The sequence below is a fragment of the Priestia sp. BR_2 genome (assembly GCF_041954005.1).
Taxonomy (GTDB): domain Bacteria; phylum Bacillota; class Bacilli; order Paenibacillales; family Paenibacillaceae; genus Paenibacillus_AQ; species Paenibacillus_AQ lautus_A.
Genome location: NZ_JAVFHM010000120.1, coordinates 1 through 967, shown reverse-complemented (window position 1 = coordinate 967; position 967 = coordinate 1). Strand labels below are relative to the sequence as shown.

Here is a 967-nt window from a genome sequence, read left to right as displayed (position 1 = left end):
AGGTTTTTTTTGGATTACATGTTTCCTTCATTTTTACATAACAAGTAAGTATAGAAAAATGCATAAATTATAAATTCATAAATTGAACAATCCCTTGTGTGATAAGGGGTTGTTCTTGGGATGCCTTCTGGAAAAAGTGATTATGTTAACTAATCATGTATAATATATACAAGCTGAGGGGAGAAGAAATATATAACAAATCTATATTTAGTTCGTCATGCTCATTCAATTTACACGCCAGATGAAATGAGAAGGCCTTTATCAACAAAAGGGTTATTAGATTCTAAACATATTACCAATCTAATTGAAGATGAGGATATACATATTGCTATTTCAAGTCCATGTAAACGAGCTTTTTAAACAATTGAAGGGGTGGCTAATCACTTTAATTTAGAAATTCAAATAGAATTTGAACTAAGGGAAAGAAAACTTAGTTCCTACCCGATAGGTAATTTTGAGACAGCTATTACGAAAGTGTGGGAAGATTCCTCCTTTTGTTTAAAGGGAGGAGAGTCCAATAGGTTAGCTCAGCAAAGAGAAATAGCATGTATTTTTAAGAATTTAGAGAAGTATAAAGGAAAAAATATTGTAGTCGGAACACATGGAAATATTATGGTGCTTATCATGAATTATTTTAATACAAAATATGACTTTGATTTTTGGAAGAACTTACAGATGCCTGATATCTACAAGTTATCTTTTGAAGACAATAATTTAAAGGCGGTTTCAACGATATCAATCAATGAGTTCCTATAAGGTGTTTTATGTTAACTAACTATGTATCATATATAATTAAAAGGGAGAAAAGCCACTGGCGTATATCAGTGGCTTTTCTGCAATGCATGTCGTCAACTCAACAAGTAGTGAGAATTTCCAAATAGAAGCTTCACAGCGTCTCGGGTAGTTTGCTCATAATCCATAAAAATATTCACATTAAAGATCCTGTAAATGAATTTGTATACTGAAC

At 31.5% G+C, this 967-nt stretch carries 1 pseudogene; it reads left to right on the top strand.

What is annotated here, in order from left to right:
* The first annotated feature begins 192 nt into the window (after positions 1–192).
* Positions 193–756: pseudogene (locus tag RB298_RS03895) on the top strand (histidine phosphatase family protein).
* Positions 757–967 lie beyond the last annotated feature (211 nt).